Origin of the sequence: Flavobacterium psychrotrophum, assembly GCF_003403075.1 — a bacterium.
Taxonomy (GTDB): Bacteria; Bacteroidota; Bacteroidia; order Flavobacteriales; family Flavobacteriaceae; genus Flavobacterium; species Flavobacterium psychrotrophum.
Genome location: NZ_CP031557.1, coordinates 4573517 through 4595882, shown reverse-complemented (window position 1 = coordinate 4595882; position 22366 = coordinate 4573517). Strand labels below are relative to the sequence as shown.

The window sequence follows — 22366 nt, the reverse complement described above, 5'->3', positions numbered from 1 at the left end:
GTGTTTGGTTGGTTTTATAAACTTACAAAAAAATCTTACATATATTAAAACAAATTCAGCACAAACGATAGCTTTAACGCCAAATTACGATCAAACTGCGGTAACTGATAAGGACCATATCGGTAAAAAGCTGTAAAGCCCAAGCCTTTAAATATCTCGTTAAATTCTAAGCCACTTTCGTGATAGCCTTTTTCTAGCGTCTTAAATTCAATGCCTTGATGGTCTGCCTTGTTTGCCATGTTACCCCACGCAAAACGCGTAACCAGCATGGGCGATAACTTAAGGCTTCTAAAAACTGTAAACCGTGTAAGCCCGTGCTTAAGCTGTACCGTTACATAACGGCTGCTAAAGAACTCGTTAAAATACATGGTTTCAAAACTGTTTTTACCGCCTATAGTTACACGTTGTATTACGCCGTCTTTATCAAGGTTGTTTGGCGATGTGCTGTACAGGTGCGTTAACGGTGTATTGCCAAGTGCCACACCCGTTTGCACAAGCGCAGTACCTATTTGCCCATTAAGGTATTTTTTTTCAAACTCTGCCCTAAAATCCAGCTTACTGAAATTAAAGTCACCGCCTAAGATGCCAGATACCGCTTGTGTGTACTGAAAGGCGAATTTAGGGTAGCGCTTTTCTACCTCTATACGTCCGTCCGGGGTTTGCATAAAATCGCTGAACGGGTTCCACTGCAACGACACCGATGCCATAGTAAGATTAAACAAAGCATGAGCACGGCCATCTGGAGCATAGATGTAATTAAACTTAGGGTCGATGCGGCTGCGCGTTAGCTGCCACATACTCTCTGTTTTAGGTATGATACGGGTTTCTATATAACCCTGCCAGGTTTGGTAATTATAAAACGTAGAAAGGTTGATAGGCCGAGGATCGTAAATTTTAAACACACGCTTATCGGTCGCGAATGACGTACTTGCCAATTCCTTAATATCATCGGTAAACGAACCACCTATCCATGAGTTTGAGAACTTACCTACCCTTACCGCACTGCCCAGGCTGTACTTAAACGCACCGTCTTTGGTTCCGTATGCCCCATAACCACTAATACGGAAGGTTTCGGCAAAGCGGTTGTTTGTAATACCCCCCACCCCAAGGCGAAAGCCCTCATAGTTGTTATACTTGGCTATCTGGCGCAGGTCGAGGTCTATCGCCCCAATGGGTATGTACCCATTTACAATGCGCCTGCCCAGTATAATGCGCTGCTCCCAGTTATCTTTAGCCACCAGGCTGTCTAATGCCATGTATGTTGTAAGGCTTCGGCTATCCAGTGTATCCGGCCTAAAGCGGTTCCAGTATTCATCGGGGCGGTTAATTGCCTCGTCTTTTACCTCTATTTCTACTGACGAACGTTGTATAGCAACCGGAACGTTATATTTTTTATCAAAATTGAACGCTTCAGAGTAGAGGTACACATAATCTGATGGTTCTTTTTTACGGTTCTTATCATGGCTGCCCACGGCATCAAACTTTATGGTTTCGCCCAGTATTTTGATATCGTCTTTATTGTTACCCTTGGTAATCTTTAATGTTTTACGATCCGGAAACCATAACTGCTGACCATCCTCATACTCAAAATAATGTACCGATGTTATATCCAGCACATTCTTAACCCGCAATATGGCTTTTGCCAAACCATAATTCTGGCTGTCAATATATAATATACCCCTCAGCTTACGTTTTACGCGACGTTTTGCATCAAAATATATCATGTAAGCAGAGCGGTTATTAACCGTTACAGTATCAAGAATTTTATAATTGTATTCCTGTAGTGCATCGTTAGCCAATGGCCCGGCATACTTGGTCTGGAAAACATAAATATCTTCGGCATAGGCAGAATGCGATTGTAGCTTAAGGCCTATAAACTCATACAGTGGTTTTTTAAAACCCGCCATGCGGGTAGCAAGCACCTCTTCTTTAACGCCCTGTTTCTTATTGAACTTAAATTCAGACACCTTCTCTGTTTGGTACAAATGCTGACGGTCGATTATCTTTTTGAACTTAAAACTGGCAGAGTCGATTTTTTCTAATATGCGCCCAGCTTTCTCATAAGCGTAAACAGAATCCAGCTTACCATTAATAGAATCTGGGTCGGCTGTTACAATAAGGCGGTCGTATGTTTTATAGCTATAGCTTTCCAGCTTGCGCTGCGGGTCGTTTATCACCTTTCGGCGAATGGCGCGCCCTATGATATCGTTAGCCGGATTAGTGGCATTGATTACAACCTCTCTAAGTTTTTCGGCTTTTTGTTTGAGAGAAATGGTATAGAAAAGCACACCATCTTTAAGATATGTTTTTTTATCGGCATAGCCTGTATACGTCGTAGTAAATACGGTGCCGGGATTATGTACCACCACTTTACCGTCTATATCTGTTACAACATTTTTACCATTTGTAGTAACGGTAGAAAACGGCAATGGTGCTTTAGTATCGGCATCTTTTACGGTTACGGTAATAGCCGTTTGCGCCCCAATAGAGAGCGTAAAAAAGAAAAGCAAAAGCGAAAGGATTTTCATCTATACTACAGAAGATTTCTCTAAATAAAAGCCCCTTGTTATTACTGCTGAAATAAGATGTGACTTTACCACCCTTTAATTTCGTCTAAAAAATCTTTATGAGATGTAACTCTTCCTGCTTCGATATCTTTTAGTCCTTCCTCAGCATGGGCTTTATATTGTTCAATATTTAAAGGCTCCCCTACTGTAGAATAAGCTACAACATCATCATTATCATAGGCATTATCCTTAATTGCAAGCAGCTTATTAAAAACAGCCTCATCATTAAGGTGCATTACCCAGTCCAGTACTTCGAGTTTTTTAGCAGCATCCATGGCAGTAATTTTTTAGAGATGTAAAGATAACGAGTTTTCTGCTGATTTATGATGTAGCACTATATAAACACAATTTTACAGTTATCCCTTAAACAGTATTATTGAAAACAGTATTGAAACTTTAATCGATACAATAGCAAGTATAAGCCTACGGTTATAAATTGACTCCAGCCTATCTTTAATCCCTATTTCGGCAGTCACAACCATCAATTTATGATATCGAAAAATAGCGATACCTATAACAAAAACAATAACCGCATTGAGATATATAATTCCGTGCAAATAACTCTTATCACCAAGGGTATCAATACCATTATAGCTATGCACCACAACTGTAGCAGGGATATTATTGTATGTAGATAACAAATACAGGCCGTTAAATGCAAGTATCAATACTGAAACAGCATAAAGTATCTTAATGTTCTTTGGCACAATATTCATAATAGGAACAAATTAAAAGTTAGGCTGACTGGGACTCAACCTCTAAATTATATTTTTTTTACAACCATTATGTTTTTATCAGTATCTAATTCAGGAGTGTAATTTTTACTGTCAAGCATTGCTTTTGCTTCTGCCTGTGTCAACTCTTTGCCATTTTCATCCTGCCATGTAACAGAACTTTTTATTTTAACCTTCATACCGATAGCTTCCTGTGTAATTTCAACATTAGGTTTAGCTATAACTTCTGCTAATTTTTGATGCAGCTTTTCTCCATGCAAGTTACGCCCAATAATTATCCCGTTCTTATCAATAAGAATATTGTCCGGAATACCGGTTACGCCATAGGCTAATGCTGCAATATTATTTCTCCCTTTTAAATCGCTTAAGTGTGTCCAGGTCAGGTTGTCTTTTTTTATAGCATTAATCCAATGGTTCTTCTCCTCATCTAACGATACAGCCACGATTTCAAATCCGCTGTCTTTAAAATCATTATATGTTTTAACCAGTACAGGGTTTTCTTTGCGGCAAGGCACACACCATGAAGCCCAAAACTCCAGCAACAGTACTTTCCCACCAAATCTGGAAAGTCTTTGTTGAGTCCCATATTGATCGTTCATCGCAAAATCAATGTATCTATCACCAATTAAAGGAGTTTTATGAACGTCTGAATTAATAAACTCCAAAACTCTTTTCCCATAAACAGATTCTTTGTTTTTGCCAGACAGTTTATTAAACAACTCTTTTGATTTTGCATTACCAAAAACGCTTGCCATAACAGAGAGGTTGTGCGCGCTTAGTATACTGTTTGGATTGTTTTTTATAAATTCCTGTTCAAGGTTTACTATTTCTTTATACGACTTAAGCTTATGAGCCTGGCTTCTTAACTGTGTAGCCAAATTATCAGTAACAGAACCCGTTATTACCGCATCCTTAAAATCAGAATCTGACGCATCAAAAGTCATCTTGTTTTTTTCCGCCCATATTATTTTTGCGGTAGCAGCATCTTTATAAAGTACTATTTGATATGGATAATCAGGCAGTTTGGTTGTAAGGATAAAACTGTTATTCTCAACAGCTACCGAATCTATAAAGATATTCAGCAGAGGATCCCGCAACAGTAACATAGTACCGTCGGCAATGCCTTTTGTCTTACCGGAGAGAAAAAATTCTTTTTTATCCTGGCTACAGGCAGAACAGGTAATCAGTATCGCAATTGCTAAAATTAAGTTTTTCATAGCTGGATTTTGTTGGTGCATTAAAGATAATTCATTCTATGAAAATATGATATAAAAAAAGTCCGCCTCAGTGGGCGGACTTTCATGCAGCTATGCTGTTATTATACTTTCATGATCTCGGCTTCCTTAAGCACCAGCAGCTCATCAATTTTTTTGATAAAAGCATTGGTCAGGTCCTGAACGTCTTCTTCGGCGCTTTTACAAACGTCTTCGCTCATGCCGTCTTTTTCAAGTTTTTTAATTTCGGTATTAGCATCCTTACGGGCATTACGCACACCTACCTTAGCATCTTCAGATTCTGCTTTGGCCTGTTTTGCCAGGTCGCGCCTTCTTTCTTCAGTCAATGCAGGAACACTGATGATGATGTTATCACCATTATTCATAGGGTTAAAGCCCAGGTTAGCTATCATTATCGCTTTTTCTATAGGGTGCAGCATATTCTTTTCCCAGGGCGTAACGGTAATGGTACGCGCATCCGGAATATTAATGTTTGCCACCTGCGAAAGCGGGGTTGCAGCACCGTAGTAATCTACTTTTACACCACCCAGCATGGCAGGGCTTGCCTTACCGGCACGAATGTTAAGGAACTCTTTTTCAAGATGGGCCAAAGACCCTTCCATACTCTCTTTAGTACTGTCTAATATAAAATCTATCTCTTCCATAGTTTTTAATTTGCTTAAATTCTAAGAATTAAACGTTAACCGTTGTACCTACAAGTTCGCCATCGCAAACTTTTACCAGGTTACCCGGCTTGTTCATGTCAAATACAATAATAGGCAATGCGTTTTCCTGGCTAAGTGTAAAGGCAGTAGTATCCATTACATTAAGGCCTTTTGCAAGCACATCGCTAAAGGTAAGCGTATCATACTTTACAGCAGATGGGTCTTTTTCAGGATCTGCAGTATAAATACCATCTACACGTGTACCTTTAAGTATCACATCGGCATTAATTTCTACACCCCTTAGTACTGCAGCAGTATCAGTAGTAAAATATGGATTACCTGTACCCGCGCCAAATATTACAATACGGTCTTTTTCAAGATGGCGCACCGCTTTTCTTTTAATGTAGGGCTCTGCAATAGCTTTAATTTCAAGGGCAGTTTGCAGGCGTGTTTGCATACCGGCATCTTCAAGGGCGCCTTGTAGTGCCATACCGTTAATTACGGTAGCAAGCATACCCATATAATCTCCCTGAACCCTGTCCATACCGTTACTGGCTCCGGCTAACCCCCTAAAGATGTTACCGCCACCTATAACAATGGCTATTTGCACACCTTTGTCATGAATTTGTTTGATCTCGGCGGCATACTCAGCAAGCCTCACTGGGTCTATACCATATTGCCTCTCGCCCATAAGCGCTTCACCGCTTAGCTTTAACAGTATCCGGTTATATTTCATAGGGTTTTTGTTTTTGATGGTGCAAATATAGTAATAAAAGTTTTCGTGAGTAAAGAGATTTTTACACGGAATTTAGAGAATAGATTATATTGAGCAGGGCGCTTTTTTTTCTGCTGTTCCTCTTTTATAAAATCAACCCATTCCTGCAATAATTCTTTCATATCGCTCATATGGATAGTTAGATAATGGTCAAAAATAAAATTTGGTTCTTCAAATTTAATATCCTGACCTTCAGTACCGTCTGTATTTAAAAAATCCGGATCGTATAGCTGTCCTGAAAGCGCTAAATCTATACTATCAATAAAATACTCAGCTTCTGAGTAATACAATAGTTGAAGGATACAAAGATTTGCATACTCATTATTACCATTAGTGCTCATAGTAGGCCATGTACCATGACCCGGAATTGTATTCCAGTAGAAAATGAGATTATACTGTTCTCTTTTCGTCATACATTAATTAGTTCAAACAAACCTAAACTATCAAATCAGCATATGACTTCTTAGCCGATTCATAACCAATGTTGAATATCTCGTCCATCTTAGCCTTGTTCGTCTCAAAAGTACTATACAAAGCCAGCTCTTCAGGACTGATAACCCAGTCGCACAGGGTAAACTTCTGCATATTGCTGTTGGCCGAAAGCAAATCATACGCCCTTGTAGTAACCGACTTGATGGAACGCAAATCATCTTTCTCTATTTTTTGTATCGGGCTTACATAAATGCCAATATTAGCATCGCAGCGACCTTGTAAAACATCTGTAGGAAAGTGGTTTACAATACCTCCGTCGCCATACAGCCGTCCATTAATCTCATAAGGAGAAATAATACCTGGAAAAGCCGATGATGCCAGTACGGCATCGGCCACTTTAGTATCATCCCCAAAGATGCGCAACTTGCCGGATACGAGGTCGGTTGCAGTTATGTGCATATCATACGGCAGGTCGCCTAGCGTAGCTTCTTTAAAAATATCATGAAAATATTCGCGAAAGGCAGAGGAGTCTATAAACCCCGGTTTACGAAAGGTAAAATGTTTCCAGTGAAAGAAATAGATCGACTTAAAAAACTCCAGTATCTCTTCGGGCTGTTTGCCCCAGGCATATAAAGATGACACTATGGCACCACTGCTGGTACCGGCTATCTGGCTGGGCTGGATGCCCTCTTCGTCAAAAAACTTTAAAACACCCGCGTGGGCAATGCCTTTGGTACCGCCTCCCGAAAAGGTAAGCCCAATGCTTTTTCCGTCAAATTTCATGTATATGTGAATTGCCTGCCTAAATTACAGTTTTTTGACAAATGGCGTTTTTTTTGCTATGCTAAAGTTGAACTAATTTTTGAGTTTAACGTTTAGTATCATGACAACAACTGAAAACACCATAGAGCAAAGCCTTAAAAACAGCTTTGGCTACAAAGATTACCGCAACCACGTAACCCAATTGCTGGAACAGGGCCTTAGCACCGGTGCTACCCAAAGCGAAGCACTTACCCACTACACAACCCTGAATGAGGCACGCATGAACCGCCTCGACAAAACCATACACATACCGGATGATGTTGACCAAAAGCTTAAAACGCTCGATAAAGCTTACACGTTCCTGGTAATTACCGAAGGATGGTGTGGCGATGCTGCACAGATAGTACCCGTAATTAATAAGATGACGCAGGCAACCGACAAGATTGACCTTAAACTGGTTTTGCGCGATGATAACGCTGAGCTTATGGATGCGTACCTGACTAATGGCGCAAGGTCTATACCTAAACTGGTAGTTTTAGATGCAGCTACACAGCAGCCTGTAGCAAGCTGGGGACCACGCCCCGAAGGTGGCGCAAATCTTATCAAAGAAAATAAAGAAAAACACGGCACTGTTACCGATGAAGCTAAAACCGAACTGCAAAAATGGTACCTGCACGACAAGGGTTTAAGCACAATGGAAGAGATTGTAGGATTATTGCAATAATCCTACAATCTCTTTATTATATCTAAGATTGTTTCTTATTCTGACGATGGGAGAGATCTCGTAAAAAATGAGATTTCACTCCAGTATCGCTTTGTTCAAAATAACAAACTCACAAATCTCTTTTATACTTTTTTAAACAGAGTGCTCGCCGTATGGCCTCCAAACCCAAAGGTATTGTTAAGCACATAATTTAATTCCGCTTTTTGCGAAGCGCCTATAATAAGATTAAGCCCGACAGGTACTTTTTCATCAATTTCTTTTGTATTGATGGTACCTGGAATTATATTGTGCTTTAACGACAGTATGCTAATGATACTTTCTATAGCCCCCGCAGCGCCAAGCAAATGCCCGGTCATACTCTTGGTGGCCGTTACACTAACATTTAGTCCCTCAAACACTTTAGCAATACCGGTAAGTTCGCCTATATCACCCAGGCCTGTAGAAGTAGCGTGCGCATTTACATAGCCTACAACATCAGGGCTTATACCCGCTTCTTTTAAAGCACGGCGCATACCCAGCTCTGCACCCAGCCCATCCGCCGGTGTACCGGTAAGGTGATAAGCATCTGCAGCCATGCCGCCACCCACAAGTTCGGCATAAATGGTTGCACCACGGGCTACAGCATAATCCCAGTCTTCTAATATTAGTGCACCGGCACCCTCTCCTGCTACAAAGCCGTCGCGGTTTTTATCAAACGGGCGCGATGCTCCCTGCGGGTCTTCATTGTTTTTACTCAGCGCCTGCGCAGCATTAAACCCACCAATAGATGATGGCGTAAGTGCAGCCTCGCTACCTCCGGCTATCATAATGGTAGCCTTACCCAAACGAATGGTATCTGCTGCCGCAATAATGGCGGTATTACTCGATGCACAGGCTGATACTGTAGCATAGTTAGGCCCATGCAGGCCGTAGCGGATACTCAGTACCCCCGCCGCAATATCTACGATCATCTTAGGGATAAAGAACGGATTAAAGCGCGGCGTACCATCTCCAGAATGAAATTCGCGCAGCTGCTCTTCAAACGTACCTATACCACCATTACCCGATGCCCAGATAACCCCCACGTCAAAGCGTTCGGTTTTCGGCATAGCGGTAAAATCAAGACCGGCATCTTTTACTGCTTCTTCGGTAGCTGCTATGGCATATTGCGTATAAAGGTCATACTTGCGTATTTCTTTCTTTTCGATATAATCTTCGGCATTAAAACCTTTTACCTCACAGGCAAATTGTGTTTTAAATTTTGAAGCATCAAATTTAGTGATAGGGCCTGCACCGCTTTTACCGGCTATTATATTATTCCAGAACTCGTTTACCGAATTACCCAGTGGCGTTATTGCCCCCAGGCCTGTTATGGCAACTCTTTTCATTTAATGGGTGTCTTTAAAAGGTTTGTATATCCTTTGGCAAGGAGTTTTGTACGGCTTTCATTCCAGATGTCGCAGTGTGCGTTTACAATCTGGCTCCCTTTTTTAATTACCTGCGTTTCTGCAATAACAACATCGCCCTCGCGTGCCGGGGCAAAATAATCTATCGCCAGGTTAATCGTAACATGAAAGGCGGGTTCGCCATAGCTTATAAGCGTTGCACCTATGGCATCGTCTATCATGGCAGCAGTAATACCACCATGCAGCGTACCAAACGGGTTGGTCATTTCTTTTCGCACCGTATATTGAAACGCCAGGCTGCCCTGCTCTACCTTAAGCATTACAGGTTGCAGCCAGTTCATAAATGGCGAAGGCGAATCTGTTACAGTCTTACCTATAAACTGCCTTAAAAAATCTGCTTCTTTTGTATCCATATTTTTAACTAATACCATTCGGTATATTCGTAATTAAAAAAATATACTTTTAGGTATATTTTCATTTCTTTATTTCCGTTATCATTTTTCGTGCCTGTTTAAGTGCGGCTTCAAGCCCCTCACTTTTACCCGTAACCTTAGCCAGCATTACGCCACCCTCTATCAGGGCTATAAAAGCACCTGCAAACTCGCGGCTGTTTACACTCTTTTTAATTTCTTTATGCTCCTGCCCTTTTTTAATGATGCCCTCTATGCCGCCATACCATTGGCTTATTGCACCCTTAACTTTATCGCGCAGGGCAGCATGGGTATCATCACATTCGGTAGCGGTGTTTAAAACAGGGCAGCCATACTCTAAAACAGGAAGGGTGTAAAGCTCAGCAAACACACTGGTGTAGGCTTTAAGCTTATCTATTGCCCCAGTGCGCTCTTTAATGCGGGCGGCAACTGCGGCAGATACCAGGCTGTAGTTATAGTCAAACGCAGCAAGCGCTACAGCATCTTTATTCTCAAAATTGCCATATATACTGCCGCGCGTAAGTCCGGTTGCTTCGGTAAGGTCGTTTATAGAAGTACCCGCGTAGCCATTCTTATTAAAAATGGGAGCTGTTTTTTCTATTATAAATTGTCTTGTACGCTCTGCCTTAGTCATTGTCTTACAATTTTATAGCACAAAATTATACCAAACGGTATTAAAAAGCAAATTATTTATTGCTTATTTAAAATGACATTTTTCATGTATTGCCTATTAATCTTATGCTAATTTAGGTGTACAAAAACCACAAAAAGTGGTAACTTTGAGTATCAACAAAAAAACCTAATGATTATGCAAGTACGCTTAAATACAGACAACCATATAGAAGGTGGCGGACGCAAAGACAGTTACTGGAGCGAAATAGCCCTTGAAAAACTAAAACGTTTTGAAGACCATATCTCTGCTTTAGAGATACATGTATCAGACCACAACAGCGGGTCGCGCCAGGGTGCGGTAGATAAAGAGTGCCATATAGAAGCACGCCTTAACGGCTTTGCAAACCACGCTACCACCTGCAAGGCAGACAGCGTAGAAAAAGCCATATCCGGCGCATTAGATAAAATGAAGAATGCCCTGGAGCATACCTTCGACAAGATAAAGACACATTAAGCCCACGGGCATTTACATAATGCAAAAAGCCTTCGGTATAACACCGGAGGCTTTTGTATTTTAATACCAGATGAAATAATATAGTTCAAATATTTTTCTCGCCAAGGCGCCAAGCCGCAAAGCTGTATTCTTATTAATTTAGACATAACCGACTGATAAGTCGCAAAGTTTTGCAACTCTGCCTCTCAGCGTTACATTTAAATCACAGTAAAACAAAAACATAAGACACACCCCGTTTTAATGCTCGTGCCCGCTTAGTTTTACATCTTCAAGGTTAAGCTGCATTTCCATACGGCGTATTTCGGCATCACTATAAATGGCCTGCTTGCGCAGTTTAAAAAGTTCCTGTCGCTGTATCTTTATAGATTCCTGCATAATGTGCGTGTACTGCGTTATCTGGCTCCGGTGTATATCGTTACATTCAAAGGCATCCAGCTTTTGCTTTGTTTTGGTAACATCATTAAAAAGTTCGTCCCGGTAATGACGAATCAGCTCATTGCTCTTTATTTCTCTGGCATGGCGCGATTCTAAATGCTGCAGTGCTGCTTTGTGCAGGTGCAATCTTATGCCTGCGTGCTGCTCTTCTCTTGGTTTGGTAATCTCTCTGTCCTTAATTTTTATCAGCTTTATGATCAGCGGCAAAGTAAGCCCCTGCACTACAAGGGTAACAAATATTACCACAAAGGTGATAAAGATAATAAGGTTACGATGCGGAAATTCGGTGCCATCTGTCATCAACACTGGTATAGAAAGTGCTGTTGCCAGCGATACTACACCGCGCATACCCGCAAGACCTACCACTAGAGGCCCTTTCCACCCTGGGTTAACCTCTGTCTCACGAATGCTCCTAAACAATAATATCGGTAAAAATGTAGCCGGGTACACCCAAAGCAAGCGTAGCCCAATGGTAATACCACTAATAATAAGTCCGTATTTGATGCCTTGTGCTATGGAGGCATCACCTAATCCATGTATAATTTCCGGCAGCTCCAGGCCAATGAGTACAAAAACCAGGGCATTCATTACAAAAGCCAGGGTTGTCCACACGCCCATCATATTAAGCTGGGTATCGCCCGTCTGGAACACTTCGTGCGAACGGTACGACATAAACAGCCCCGCGGCTACTACCCCAATTACCCCTGAAAAGTGAAAATGCTCTGCCACAAGGAATATAACGTAAGGTGTCATTACCGTAAGTGCCGCATCCATAGCAGGCGTTGTGGGTAAAAAACGGTGTATGGCATAAAATATATGCACAATAGCCAGCCCCGTTATAAGCCCCATAACAGCGGTGATAAAAAACTGACCTACCGCTACATTCATAGAAAATGTACCGGTAAGTATGGCCGCCAGTGCAAAACGGAATACTATAAGCGATGAGGCATCATTAACCAAACTTTCGCCCTCCAGTATGGTCATGGCACGTTTGGGCACGCCAAGCCCCTTCATAACTGTGGCGGCGGCAACGGCATCTGGTGGAGAAATGATGCCCCCAAGCAAGAAGCCCATTGCCAATGTAAAGCCCGGTATAAGGGCTGATGAAGCATAAGCTACAACAACAGAGGTAAAGAACACAAGCCCAAATGCCAGCAGCGATATAGGCCGTTTCCATTTCCAGAAGTCTTTCCACGAGGTATACCAGGCTGCTTCATAAAGCAACGGCGGCAGGAAGATCAGGAAGATAACATCGGGGTCAATGCCCATACGGGGAATGCCCGGTATAAAGCTAATGCCTAACCCGGCAATTACTAAAAATATAGGATATGCAATCTTTAGCTTCTTTGCCAGCAACACCAGCAACATCACAATAAAAAGCAATCCCAGTATTATAAGTATCGTATTATGCATCAATCTTTATTTTGGCATAAAAATAGGAAAAAACCGTAATGTTTTAAGGCAACTCTGCAACTCATAAAAAAAGCACCGCCAAACTGACGGTGCTTTAGTGTGTGTAAAAAAACATTTATTAAACAATTTACCAAAATATGGTATAAAGTGCGGCGGTGATACCCACAACAATAACAGAACCTGCCATAAATGATGGGGTAACTTTAAACATAGTAGTATCAATTTCAAGGCCGTTTGGCTGTATGCCTTTCTGGGTTTCTTTTTTACTGATAAAGAACATACCCACAACGCACAGCACAAATACAATGGCCATCCTGTCTAGGAACGGAATTTCGTATACACCGGCAGTATTAGGCACTGCCCACCCGATTGGGTACAGGAAGGAAAGATCCATAATGCCCGGAAGGAATTTAAGCACACAAGAGAATATAAAGCCACCAATGGTAGCAAACAATGCTGCGTTACTGGTTGCTTTTTTCCAGAAGAAGCCTAATAGGAACATGGCAAAAATACCCGGGCTTACAAAGCCTGTATATTCCTGTATAAATTCAAAGCCTCCTTTTTTATCTATCCCAAGGAATGGTGCTATAATAATGGCAATAACCATGGCAACTACCACAGTGGCCTTACCTACACTAACCAGTTTCTTTTCGCTGGCTTCAGGGTTTATTTTTTTCTTATAAATATCAAGAGTAAAGATAGTAGCAATACTGTTTGCCTTACCTGCAAGCGATGCCACGATAGCAGCCGTTAGCGCCGCAAATGACAACCCTTTAAGGCCCGATGGCAACAGGTTTAGCAGTACAGGGTATGCCCTGTCAGGATTTAGTTCGCCGGCCTGTAGCATCTCTGTCTGGAAACTACCGTTTTGGTACAATACATAAGCGGCAATTCCCGGTATTACCACGATAAGCGGCATCATTAGTTTAAGGAACGATGCAAATAACAAACCACCACGTGCCGTTTTAATATCTGCCCCAAGAGCGCGCTGTGTAATATACTGGTTACAACCCCAGTAGTTAAGGTTAACAATAAGCATACCGCCTATAAGTACCGATAATCCAGGTAACGCGCTGTAATTAGCATCTTCTTTAGAAAAGATCATCTGGAAGTGGTCGCTGGCATGGCTGGTCATAAAGCTAAAGCCGTCTAACACACCGCTACCGCCAAATTCATCGGCTACAAGGTTAAGCGCAAGGTAAGTAGTTATAAGCCCTCCCAGTATCAGGAAGAATACCTGTATAACATCGGTAAAGCCAATAACCTTCATTCCGCCAAGGGTAATCATGATAGAGAATATAGCAAGGAATGCAATACACAGCTCAAAGTTAATGCCTGATATACTGCTTATTGCCAAAGCACCCAGATACAATATAGAAGTAAGATTTACAATAACATACAGCAACAGCCAGAATACAGCCATGATCATGGCAACGTTACTGTTATAACGCTGGCTTAAGAACTGTGGCATGGTAAATATCTTGTTTTTAAGATATACCGGAATAAAAAATACAGCCACAACAATAAGCGTAAGCGCCGCCATCCACTCGTAAGTGGCAATGGCAAGACCCAGCTTAAAGCCGCTGCCGCTCATCCCTATAAACTGCTCAGCACTAATGTTACTGGCAATAAGCGATGCGCCAATAGCCCACCATGTAAGTGAGCCCTCAGCAAGAAAGTAGTCACCGCTCGTGGTGGCTTCTTTCTTTTTGCGGTTGTATATCCAGAGTCCGTAGCCTACAATAAGTACAAAGTAGACCAGGAAAACGATATAGTCTGCAGTAGATAATGATTTCATAAGGTTTGTGTTCGTTTGGGTTTGGTTAACAGAAAATTATTTTTGCTTGTAGTGCACTTCAGAAAGTTCCCTAAGCGTGGCAGCGCTCTTTTCCGGCGAAATATCCCTTTGCGCTTCGGCCATCAGCTCGTAGCCTACCATAAATTTCTTAACGGTAGCAGAGCGCAATAACGGCGGGTAAAAGTGCATGTGGAAATGCCATTCAGGGTGGTCTTCTCCATCTGTAGGTGTCTGGTGAATACCTGATGAGTAAGGGAATGACGTTTCAAAAAGGTTATCATACTTTACCGTAAGGCGTTTTATAGCATCGGCAAAGGCTGTTTTTTCTTCAGCAGTCATTTCTGTAATATTGCCAAAATGCCTTTTGCTTACAATAAGCGTTTCAAAAGGCCATATTGCCCAAAAAGGCACAAGTGCTACAAAGTGCTCATTTTCTAAAACAATGCGCTCTTTACGCTCCAGCTCTTCGGCAAGGTAATCTGCCAAAAGGCTGCGACCGTTAGCGTCAAAATATTTTTTAAGGTTGGCCTGCGTCTTTTCCACATTAGTAGGCAGTGAGCTCTGGCTCCATATCTGCCCGTGCGGGTGCGGGTTAGAACAACCCATTACAGCACCTTTGTTTTCAAATATCTGTACGTGGTTGATAAAGCTATTACTACCCAGGTCTATGTACTGTTCTTTCCAGACTTCAACTACCTTTTCAATATCGCTTACCTCCATTTCAGGAAGTGTAAGGTCGTGCCTTGGCGAAAAGCAGATAACGCGGTTAATGCCACGCTCTGGCTTAAGCTGAAATAAAGGACTTGTAGCAGCAGGTGTTTCTACCTCTTCTTTTAATAATGACGGGAAATCGTTATCAAAAACAAAAACATCTTTGTAATCGTCGTTACGTGTACCGTCGCTCCTAAGGTTGCCGGCACACAGGTAGCAGGTAGGATCGTAATGCGGACGCTCTTCGCCTCCTGCACTTTCTTTTTGTCCCTGCCACGGGCGTTTAGCCCTGTGTGGCGATACCAGTACCCATTCGCCCATTAGGGGGTTAAACCTGCGGTGCGGATGCTCGTTATTATCAAATGCCTGCATGTTGTTCTGTATATAATGTGGTGCCTTTAGCTATCTTAACTTTGTAAGCTTCAAGCTTAATATTAAATTTCTCTTTGTACTCTTTAGCAATGCGCTCTATAAGGCCGTTAACGGCTTCTTTTTTAACCAGATTGATAGAACAGCCGCCAAAGCCGCCACCCATCATACGGGCACCCAGCACATTCTCATCATTACGCACGCTGTCTACTAAAAAGTCGATCTCCTCGCAGCTTACCTCATAGTTTTTGCTAAGGCCGGTGTGTGTAGCATACATAAGCCTGCCCAACTCTGCAAAATCCTGGTTCTCTAAAGCAGCAACAGCATCTAACACACGCTGAATTTCGCGCACTACAAACAGGCAGCGACGGTAAATAACATCGCCCAGCTCGTCTTTTACAGCTTCAACCTGCGCTTCGTTAAGGTCGCGGAAGGTTTTTACTTCAGGGTAGTGCTGCTTTAATATCGCAAGCCCCTGCTCTACCTCGTTACGGCGGTCGTTGTAGCCAGAGGTAAGGTGTGTATGTTTTACTTTACTGTCTAACAGTAAAAGTGCATAATCTTTAAAATCGGCATTGTGGTATTCATACTCCAGGGTATTGCAATCCAGTTTTATTACCTTGTTCTTTTTACCAAAAACGCTGGCAAACTGATCCATGATACCACAGTTAACACCTACATAAGTATGCTCTGATTTCTGGCCGATAAGTGCAATTTCTTCCTTAGTAAGGCCAAGGTCGAATATTTTGTTAAGCGCAAATGCATAACCACACTCTACCGCTGCCGAAGATGAAAGGCCGGCACCCATAGGAACTGTACTGCTAAAGGCAATGTTAAGACCTTTCATAGCAAAGCCACGCTCTTTCATTTGCTGTAGCACACCAAGGAAAAAGTTTACCCACATTTTGTCTACAGGCTTAAGCTCATCGTTAAGGTTAAAACTGTAGCTCTCGTTAAGGTCTTTTGCAAAAAAAGTATTTTGCCCGTCTTCATTTTCTGAAACCGCAAAACAAACATATTTATTGATGGCTGCCGGAAGCACAAAACCATCGTTATAATCTACGTGCTCGCCAATAATGTTGATGCGTCCCGGTGACAGGAACACATAACCCGGCTCTGCATTGAATTGTTCTTTAAAGCTGGCCGTAACCTGCTGTACTAACTTTTTTTTCATTATTTTACTTCTAAAATAGCTGTTGGTAATCCGGCCGCTGAGGCCTTTATTTTGATCGTGTTATTCAGGTTTTCGGTGCGCAGCAGCGTTGCGGCTATGCCGGCATCGGCAGTTATGGTAGCGCCTCCCACAAGAGCGGCATTAGCCCCTTCAAGGGTAAAGGTTACAGACACTGCGCTATCGGGCAGTACTGTACCGTTTTCATCTACAATTTTAGCGTAGATAAATATGGTATCGGGCTTATCTTTATTTACCGCTTTGCCAGACAGGTCTGCCTCAAGTATTATCTTAGCTGCCTTGCCCGGTGTTTTCACCTCATATTGGGCAACTTCTTTTCCGTTTATATACCCTACTGCTTTTAATGTTCCTGCAGTAAATTTGCCAAGATCAAAAGTAAAAGGCGGGTACTGAAGCTCATCACTAAAGGCATTACGAACAGGCTTTTGTTTTGCTACTAATGTGCCGTCAAGGTATAAGGCTACCTCATCACAATTACTGTGTACGGTAACTTTAGGGTTAGACTGCTCATTCCAATAAGAAGCTATGTAAACAACTGGCCCCTGTACCACCGCTTTATCAAGCTTTTGGGCAGCCGGGCGCTGGCTTTGGTAAAAATAATAAGCAAACTTAGGCAGGCGGAAAATATCGCTGATACCCGATGTTTCCAAATCAGGGCTGTAGCCACGGTTATAGTCAAACATCAGCCAGTTGGCCTGTCCTATAGTATTCTTCCCTTTAAGGTTAGAATTATAAGCTTCCTGAAAGTTAAATGCCTGTTGCAGCAAACGCTTCTCGCCACTGTTGCGGTACTGGCGGCTGGTGCGCTCTTCTTCTTTAAGCCCGCCAAAGGCAGTCTGGTTAAAGCCCGCATTTTGCGCATAATATTCCCAGTCGCCATATTCGGCTATTAATATCTTGCGATTGCCTTTGCTATAGTTTATTTGGTAATCCGGAGCCTGGCCGTGCTGGCGCGCCGGTATAAACAAATCATAATTAGGGTTATCCATCCATCCGGCAGTAAGAATATCTTTAAACGGAAGTTCTTCCCGTAATACCTCATTTGCCATTTTCATGTAATCTTCGCTCATGTTACTTTCGTTAAGCGAAACCTCCCAGATAATTACACTCGGGTGGTTACGGTCGCGGCGGGCAAGGTCGCGTATCTCCTGGTAGGAGTTGTTCTGGAAAGCTGTATCGCCAAAGAATTGCCATCCCGAAATACAGTCCATTACCAGTATGCCCAGTTCATCGCACGCGGCAAGAAATGCCTCGCTTTGCGGATAATGCGACAGGCGTACAAAATCAAAGCCTGCGCTTTTTATCTTTACGGCATCGCGGTACTGTGCTTCATCAGAAATAGCATACCCTAAATACGGATACTCCTGGTGGCGGTTGGTACCGTTAATAAACAATTTTTCGCCATTAAGGTAAAAACCATCTTCTTTTACCTCTGCCTTACGGATACCTGTTTTAATCGTGTAGCTGTCTGTAACTTTTCCTCCTGAAATTACGCTTACTTCCAGCTCATACTGTTGCGGGTCTGTAACCGACCAAAGCTTAGGCGCTGCTATCGCTATATCCTGGAGAATGTCAGCATCCTGAAAAGGCGCTATGGTTATCTTGTCTGATATAAATTCGTGCTTTTTACCATTCAGATCTTTAAGCACTGCCTTAAGCTGAACATCCTGTGCTTTATCAAATTCATTTTTTACATTGGTCTTTAAGGTACCAATGGCATTCGATCTGTCTACTTTATCAAAGTGCAGGAACAACCCGCCACCAGCTGGTTTTTGAGCAGCCACGGCATCGGTTATGTGCAGCTTGTTTGTGGTAATAAGGTACACATTGCGGTACACACCACCATAATAGTTAAAATCGAGTTCAGCAAGCGGTTTGCCCGGCGGTATTGTTGGGTTATCCTCATTGTTTACCTTTAATGCTACTGAATTTTGTAACCCAAACTTAACCCATGTGCTAACATCTACAGTAAACGGGGTATAACCACCTTTGTGCCGGGCAACTGCTTTGCCATTCACCCAAATCTCAACATCGTGCATTACACCTTCGAAGTATAAAAACACTTTGTTTTGCTGTGCTGAGGCATTTACCTCAAAATCTTTTTTATACCAGCTATCACCCTGAAATTGCTTTATGGGCACCAGCTTTTCTACATTGGCGGTATGGGGCAGGCTAACATTTTGCCATGTACCTGCGGTACTGTCTTTTGTAAACTGCCAGCCTTTGCCAAAATCTGCTTTGCTGCGTGCCGTGGTTACTTTAGAACCCTGGCAGCCTGCAAAGGCCAATGCTGATAATAGTATATATGTTATTCTTTTCATTTATAATTCTTCGTGTTATAAAAATCGAAGGCCGGTAAGGCTTCGTTATTATTCTGGCTGTCAAAAAACGTGGCGTTATCCCAGTGCGATCCCTCACCCCAAAGTGTTTTGCAACTGCTGGTTACCCAGGCCGGTTCCCAGTAAATTACACCACTGCCACCGCCTTGTTTTACCAGCTGCACCAGCTTTATCATGTAATCTTTCTGGCCTTGTGGTGTGGCAGGATAGCCTTTAAACAAGGCTTTCTCGTCCAGTATGTTGTTAGCCTTATCCACATTCTTCATCGTATTAGGATAGGCTGTCTCTACGATCATTACCTTTTTGTTGTAGGTAGTTACCAGGCTGTCAATCGCTTTTGGCAAACCATCAAACTTAACATCGCTCCATAATGGATAGTATGAAAGCCCAATGCGGTCATAATCTGTAATGCCCGCCGCTGTGGCATCTTTAAACCACCACAGTGCATTTTCCGGCTGCGCAACGTGCAGCATTACCTCAATATCCTTACCCAGTTCTTTAGACGTTTCCCTAACGGCACGCAGGCCACTGTTTAGCAAAAGGGCATTACGTTTCCAGTCTATCTTATCTTTAGGCTTGCCTGCAGGCTGCATTACCTCGCTGTTTGTTTCGTTGCCTACCTGTACCATTTTTGGCAGCAGGTTTTCTTTATCAAGTGCAAGCAATGTCCGTTTAGTATAATTATACACGCTATCAGCAAGTATGTTTACATCAGTAATAGCAGCCCATGCAGCAGGAATGTCCTGCCTGCCCGGATCTGCCCATGTGTCTGAATAGTGCAAGTCCAGCAGCGCATCCATATTTTGGGCTTTTGCTTTTTTAAGCGACTTTTTTACATCTTCAAAATTAGAATAGGGCGTGACCGGATTGTGCCAAAGACGTATCCGCACCAGGTTACATCCTTTTTCTTTAAACAAAGCATAAGGGGCTACCGGCTTACCATTATACTGATACTTTGCACCGCAGTCTTCAAGTTCATTTACATAAGAAAGATCGGCTCCCAAATAGAACGTATCGGCAGTTTTACATCCTGCCATAAGCAATGCCAGCGCAACTAATAATAGATACCGTTTCATTACTCTGTCTCTTTTTTAAAGGCATCAAGCGCAGGCAAAGCGTTGTTACTAAAATCCCAAAGCGCCTGGTTTTCAAACGTAGAACCATTGGTAGCCTGCTCGCCTTTAAAAGCAACCCACTCTGTACCCCAATAGGCAAAACCGGCACCCACGCTACTGTCTTCAACAAGCTTGCGCACGGCAAGCAAAAAGTGCTTTTGACCTTCGGCAGATGCTGCATAGCCCGGAACAAGCTGGCTTTGATCGCCTACAATATTATTTGTCCAGTCGTTATAACCCAGCGTAAAAGGATAGGCTGTTTCGGCAATTACCACTTTTTTGTTATGTGCCGTACCCAGTGCCGTAATATTGTTTTTCAGGGCAGTAAGGTCTTTCCCGTGCCATACAGGGTAATAGGACAGGCCTATATAATCATAATCTACATTTGCTACCTTATTATAAAACCATTCAGCACCCTCTGTACCTGCGTGGTGCAGCATGATCTTAGCATTTGGCGATTGTGCACGAATGGCAGCACTTATAGCCGTTACCAGTTGCAGGTACTGGCTTTCGTTAGCCGTCAGGTTTCCTTCAGGATAAATAAAGCCATCGTTTGTTTCGTTACCTATCTGGATGATATCAGGATTAACCTCTGTAAGTATTTGTTTTGTATAGGTTACCGCAGCGGCTTTAAGATCGTTAAAAGAAAGGCCTTCCCACTCCTGAGGCTTTACCTGCGCCGAAGGGTCTGCCCAGGTATCAGAATAGTGTACTGTAAGCCACACCTTCATGCCCTGTGCTTTTACGCGCTGCGCCAAAGCTTTAACCTCAGCAAGACCGCTATGCCCATTGGCAGGGTTTTTCCATACCCTGATGCGTATGGTATTTACACCCGCGTTCTTAAGCGTAAGCAATGCATCTTCGCTCTGCCCACCTTTATAATATACGGTACCCGCCTGCTCTATTTCCGGCAGGAACGACATATCTGCCGCACGAATAAAATCCTCTGCTGTACCTCCTCCTTCATTTTTATTATTGTCGTCATCGCCACACTGGGTAAACCCAAATGCTGCAACTACCATGAACAATAACATTCCTATCTTTTTCATCGTACTATAGTGTTTCAAACTTATATTTTGTCTCCTGCCTGTAGGTTTCTCCCGGATTTAGCACCGATGACGGAAACTCCGGCCTGTTTGGTGCATCAGGATAATTTTGTGTTTCAAAGCAAATGGCGCTGTACGCTGTGTAAGCTGCTCCTTCTTTGCCCGTAATTTGTCCAAAACAGTTGCCACCCACATAAATGTGCACGCTGGACTGGTTGGTAAATACGCTCATTTTAAGCCCTGTATCTTTACATTTCAGCACAGCCGCTTCCTTACTAAAATCTCCGCTTAACACAAATGAGTTATCAAGCTGCTGCGGAATTTCTTTTAAACTCCTGAAGTCAAAACGTGTACCGTCTACATTGGCCAGGTTACCCGTAGGTATACCGCCCTCTGTTACTTCAAGCATCTTATCTGTATTAACCTGTACTTCCTGCCCTGCTAACGATTGCGAATGTCCGCCAAGGTTAAAATAGCTGTGCTGTGTAAGGTTAAGTACTGTTGTTTTATCTGTAGTTGCCGTGTAATCTACAAGCAGCTCATTATTTTCGGTAAGGGTATATTCTACATCAATGGAAAGGTTGCCCGGAAAATTCTCTTCGCCATCTTTACTGGTGTAGGTAAAAATTATCGATGGCCTGTCGCCGCCCTTTATACGTTTCATTTGCCAGTAGGCACGGCCAAAGCCAATGTTACCGCCATGAAGCGTATTACCATTATTGTTTGCATTAAGGGTAAACGTTTCTCCGTTAAGTGTAAATGCTGCATTGCTGATGCGCCCTGCATACCTGCCAATAACCGACCCATAATAAGGGCCTGACGGCAACCCAAAAGAGTCGATGTATTTTTCTATTGTATCAAAACCCAGCACCACATCTACAGGCCCGTTTACCGACGGAACTTTTAAAGATGTAATGGTAGCCCCATAGTTTATTACGGTTACTTCCATACCTTGCGCATTGGCAAGCGTATAGCTGCACACTTTTTTACCATCGGGCAAAGTGCCAAATAAATTCGTAACACAATTCGGACTTAAATATGAATTACTGGTTTTTTCCATACAATTATTAATAATACAGCACCAAAAGTAAAAATAAATTACACCCAACCATACCAGTACCTACCAGTTTTTG

General features: G+C 42.6%; 21 protein-coding genes. 2 read left to right on the top strand and 19 right to left on the bottom strand.

What is annotated here, in order from left to right; genetic code table 11:
* Window positions 1–44: 44 nt before the first annotated feature.
* The 8 genes from DYH63_RS20005 to DYH63_RS19970 all read right to left on the bottom strand — a co-directional run bounded on the left by DYH63_RS20005 (window position 45) and on the right by DYH63_RS19970 (window position 7170).
* A complete protein-coding gene (locus DYH63_RS20005) occupies window positions 45–2528 on the bottom strand; it encodes a DUF5686 family protein (RefSeq protein ID WP_116790479.1) in 2484 nt (827 codons plus the stop codon).
* Window positions 2529–2593: 65 nt separating this feature from the next.
* Window positions 2594–2842 (bottom strand): hypothetical protein, encoded by a 249-nt coding sequence (locus DYH63_RS20000; protein WP_116790478.1) that lies wholly within the window; start codon window positions 2840–2842, stop codon window positions 2594–2596.
* Window positions 2843–2923: 81 nt separating this feature from the next.
* Window positions 2924–3283 carry a hypothetical protein gene (locus DYH63_RS19995; RefSeq protein ID WP_116790477.1) on the bottom strand — a complete coding sequence of 120 codons (360 nt, stop codon included), beginning with the start codon at window positions 3281–3283 and terminating at the stop codon, window positions 2924–2926.
* A gap of 47 nt (window positions 3284–3330) precedes the next feature.
* A complete protein-coding gene (locus DYH63_RS19990; protein ID WP_162927109.1) occupies window positions 3331–4518 on the bottom strand; it encodes a TlpA disulfide reductase family protein in 1188 nt (395 codons plus the stop codon).
* A 101-nt stretch (window positions 4519–4619) separates the two neighbouring features.
* A complete protein-coding gene (gene frr, locus DYH63_RS19985) occupies window positions 4620–5180 on the bottom strand; it encodes a ribosome recycling factor (RefSeq protein ID WP_116790475.1) in 561 nt (186 codons plus the stop codon).
* Between the two features lie 28 nt (window positions 5181–5208).
* Window positions 5209–5916, bottom strand: a complete 708-nt coding sequence (pyrH, locus tag DYH63_RS19980; RefSeq protein ID WP_116790474.1) for a UMP kinase — start codon at window positions 5914–5916, stop codon at window positions 5209–5211.
* The gene (locus DYH63_RS19975; protein ID WP_116790473.1) at window positions 5913–6368 is read right to left on the bottom strand and encodes a hypothetical protein; all 456 of its coding nucleotides are present in this window, start codon (window positions 6366–6368) and stop codon (window positions 5913–5915) included. Before DYH63_RS19975 ends, pyrH begins: the two co-directional genes overlap by 4 nt.
* A 22-nt stretch (window positions 6369–6390) precedes the next feature.
* Window positions 6391–7170, bottom strand: a complete 780-nt coding sequence (locus DYH63_RS19970) for a patatin-like phospholipase family protein (protein WP_116790472.1) — start codon at window positions 7168–7170, stop codon at window positions 6391–6393.
* A gap of 100 nt (window positions 7171–7270) precedes the next feature.
* Here DYH63_RS19970 and DYH63_RS19965 point away from each other — a divergent pair, with 100 nt between their 5' ends.
* A complete protein-coding gene (locus DYH63_RS19965; protein WP_116790471.1) occupies window positions 7271–7873 on the top strand; it encodes a thioredoxin family protein in 603 nt (200 codons plus the stop codon).
* 122 nt (window positions 7874–7995) lie between these two features.
* Here the strand turns inward: DYH63_RS19965 and fabF are convergent, their stop codons facing one another.
* From fabF to DYH63_RS19950, 3 genes are all read right to left on the bottom strand, one after another.
* Window positions 7996–9240 carry a beta-ketoacyl-ACP synthase II gene (gene fabF / locus DYH63_RS19960; protein ID WP_116790470.1) on the bottom strand — a complete coding sequence of 415 codons (1245 nt, stop codon included), beginning with the start codon at window positions 9238–9240 and terminating at the stop codon, window positions 7996–7998.
* Window positions 9237–9671 carry a PaaI family thioesterase gene (locus DYH63_RS19955; RefSeq protein ID WP_116790910.1) on the bottom strand — a complete coding sequence of 145 codons (435 nt, stop codon included), beginning with the start codon at window positions 9669–9671 and terminating at the stop codon, window positions 9237–9239. Before DYH63_RS19955 ends, fabF begins: the two co-directional genes overlap by 4 nt.
* A gap of 61 nt (window positions 9672–9732) precedes the next feature.
* A complete protein-coding gene (locus DYH63_RS19950; RefSeq protein WP_116790469.1) occupies window positions 9733–10323 on the bottom strand; it encodes a TetR/AcrR family transcriptional regulator in 591 nt (196 codons plus the stop codon).
* A gap of 174 nt (window positions 10324–10497) precedes the next feature.
* Between DYH63_RS19950 and DYH63_RS19945 the strand changes: the two genes are divergently transcribed.
* Window positions 10498–10815, top strand: a complete 318-nt coding sequence (locus tag DYH63_RS19945) for an HPF/RaiA family ribosome-associated protein (RefSeq protein ID WP_116790909.1) — start codon at window positions 10498–10500, stop codon at window positions 10813–10815.
* A 237-nt stretch (window positions 10816–11052) separates the two neighbouring features.
* Here the strand turns inward: DYH63_RS19945 and DYH63_RS19940 are convergent, their stop codons facing one another.
* The 8 genes from DYH63_RS19940 to DYH63_RS19905 form a co-directional block, all read right to left on the bottom strand.
* Window positions 11053–12663: a Na+/H+ antiporter gene (locus DYH63_RS19940; RefSeq protein WP_116790468.1), complete on the bottom strand. Its 1611-nt coding sequence runs from the start codon at window positions 12661–12663 to the stop codon at window positions 11053–11055.
* 127 nt (window positions 12664–12790) lie between these two features.
* Entirely contained in the window at window positions 12791–14461 is a 1671-nt protein-coding gene (locus DYH63_RS19935) for a sodium/sugar symporter (RefSeq protein WP_116790467.1), read from the bottom strand.
* Between the two features lie 36 nt (window positions 14462–14497).
* The gene (locus DYH63_RS19930; RefSeq protein ID WP_116790466.1) at window positions 14498–15544 is read right to left on the bottom strand and encodes a UDP-glucose--hexose-1-phosphate uridylyltransferase; all 1047 of its coding nucleotides are present in this window, start codon (window positions 15542–15544) and stop codon (window positions 14498–14500) included.
* Window positions 15531–16715: a galactokinase gene (galK, locus tag DYH63_RS19925; RefSeq protein ID WP_116790465.1), complete on the bottom strand. Its 1185-nt coding sequence runs from the start codon at window positions 16713–16715 to the stop codon at window positions 15531–15533. The genes DYH63_RS19930 and galK overlap by 14 nt, the downstream gene beginning before the upstream one ends.
* Window positions 16715–19054, bottom strand: coding sequence for a glycoside hydrolase family 2 TIM barrel-domain containing protein (locus DYH63_RS19920; RefSeq protein WP_116790464.1), 2340 nt, complete (start codon window positions 19052–19054; stop codon window positions 16715–16717). The genes galK and DYH63_RS19920 overlap by 1 nt, the downstream gene beginning before the upstream one ends.
* Window positions 19051–20148, bottom strand: coding sequence for a glycoside hydrolase family 53 protein (locus tag DYH63_RS19915; protein ID WP_116790463.1), 1098 nt, complete (start codon window positions 20146–20148; stop codon window positions 19051–19053). Before DYH63_RS19915 ends, DYH63_RS19920 begins: the two co-directional genes overlap by 4 nt.
* Window positions 20148–21236 carry a glycoside hydrolase family 53 protein gene (locus tag DYH63_RS19910; RefSeq protein WP_240409038.1) on the bottom strand — a complete coding sequence of 363 codons (1089 nt, stop codon included), beginning with the start codon at window positions 21234–21236 and terminating at the stop codon, window positions 20148–20150. Before DYH63_RS19910 ends, DYH63_RS19915 begins: the two co-directional genes overlap by 1 nt.
* Before the next feature lie 4 nt (window positions 21237–21240).
* Window positions 21241–22293, bottom strand: coding sequence for an aldose epimerase family protein (locus tag DYH63_RS19905; RefSeq protein ID WP_116790462.1), 1053 nt, complete (start codon window positions 22291–22293; stop codon window positions 21241–21243).
* Window positions 22294–22366 lie beyond the last annotated feature (73 nt).

Coding starts and splice junctions, on each gene's coding strand:
- DYH63_RS19910 (WP_240409038.1), bottom strand. CDS start 21,236: ATGAAAAAGATAGGAATGTTATTGTTCATGGTAGTTGCAGCATTTGGG.
- DYH63_RS19945 (WP_116790909.1), top strand. CDS start 10,498: ATGCAAGTACGCTTAAATACAGACAACCATATAGAAGGTGGCGGACGC.
- DYH63_RS19955 (WP_116790910.1), bottom strand. CDS start 9,671: ATGGATACAAAAGAAGCAGATTTTTTAAGGCAGTTTATAGGTAAGACT.
- DYH63_RS20000 (WP_116790478.1), bottom strand. CDS start 2,842: ATGGATGCTGCTAAAAAACTCGAAGTACTGGACTGGGTAATGCACCTT.
- DYH63_RS19905 (WP_116790462.1), bottom strand. CDS start 22,293: ATGGAAAAAACCAGTAATTCATATTTAAGTCCGAATTGTGTTACGAAT.
- DYH63_RS19950 (WP_116790469.1), bottom strand. CDS start 10,323: ATGACTAAGGCAGAGCGTACAAGACAATTTATAATAGAAAAAACAGCT.
- fabF (WP_116790470.1), bottom strand. CDS start 9,240: ATGAAAAGAGTTGCCATAACAGGCCTGGGGGCAATAACGCCACTGGGT.
- DYH63_RS19920 (WP_116790464.1), bottom strand. CDS start 19,054: ATGAAAAGAATAACATATATACTATTATCAGCATTGGCCTTTGCAGGC.
- frr (WP_116790475.1), bottom strand. CDS start 5,180: ATGGAAGAGATAGATTTTATATTAGACAGTACTAAAGAGAGTATGGAA.
- DYH63_RS19965 (WP_116790471.1), top strand. CDS start 7,271: ATGACAACAACTGAAAACACCATAGAGCAAAGCCTTAAAAACAGCTTT.
- DYH63_RS19990 (WP_162927109.1), bottom strand. CDS start 4,518: ATGAAAAACTTAATTTTAGCAATTGCGATACTGATTACCTGTTCTGCC.
- galK (WP_116790465.1), bottom strand. CDS start 16,715: ATGAAAAAAAAGTTAGTACAGCAGGTTACGGCCAGCTTTAAAGAACAA.
- DYH63_RS19935 (WP_116790467.1), bottom strand. CDS start 14,461: ATGAAATCATTATCTACTGCAGACTATATCGTTTTCCTGGTCTACTTT.
- DYH63_RS19930 (WP_116790466.1), bottom strand. CDS start 15,544: ATGCAGGCATTTGATAATAACGAGCATCCGCACCGCAGGTTTAACCCC.
- DYH63_RS19915 (WP_116790463.1), bottom strand. CDS start 20,148: ATGAAACGGTATCTATTATTAGTTGCGCTGGCATTGCTTATGGCAGGA.
- DYH63_RS19995 (WP_116790477.1), bottom strand. CDS start 3,283: ATGAATATTGTGCCAAAGAACATTAAGATACTTTATGCTGTTTCAGTA.
- DYH63_RS19940 (WP_116790468.1), bottom strand. CDS start 12,663: ATGCATAATACGATACTTATAATACTGGGATTGCTTTTTATTGTGATG.
- pyrH (WP_116790474.1), bottom strand. CDS start 5,916: ATGAAATATAACCGGATACTGTTAAAGCTAAGCGGTGAAGCGCTTATG.
- DYH63_RS19970 (WP_116790472.1), bottom strand. CDS start 7,170: ATGAAATTTGACGGAAAAAGCATTGGGCTTACCTTTTCGGGAGGCGGT.
- DYH63_RS19975 (WP_116790473.1), bottom strand. CDS start 6,368: ATGACGAAAAGAGAACAGTATAATCTCATTTTCTACTGGAATACAATT.
- DYH63_RS20005 (WP_116790479.1), bottom strand. CDS start 2,528: ATGAAAATCCTTTCGCTTTTGCTTTTCTTTTTTACGCTCTCTATTGGG.